General features: G+C 71.4%; 1 protein-coding gene. It reads left to right on the forward strand.

Annotated features, from left to right (window positions below; all coding sequences use genetic code 11):
• On the forward strand, window positions 1–283 hold a 283-nt coding region (locus ACM6IT_RS28005), incomplete at both ends, for a phage baseplate assembly protein V (RefSeq protein WP_414919113.1).

Consider the following 283-nt stretch of genomic DNA (forward strand, 5'->3'; position numbering starts at 1 on the left):
AGACGTACCGCCCAAACCCTTGATCGCCGGCACCGTGCCGGCCCGGGTGACCAGCGCGCAGGCCCACAACCCCTACGCCGATACCGACGCCGAAGGCCGCTACCGGGTGCAATTCCTGTTCGACCGCGACACTTGGGACGCCGGTCGCGAAAGCACCTGGCTGCGCCTGGCCCGGGCATACGCCGGCGACACCCACGGCCTGCACCTGCCGCTGATCGCCGGCACCGAAGTGGCGGTGGCCTTCGAACAGGGCGACCCCGACCGGCCCTACATCGCCCACGCC

This window comes from Pseudomonas sp. IT-P4 (genome assembly GCF_949767755.1).
Lineage (GTDB): Bacteria > Pseudomonadota > Gammaproteobacteria > Pseudomonadales > Pseudomonadaceae > Aquipseudomonas > Aquipseudomonas monachiensis.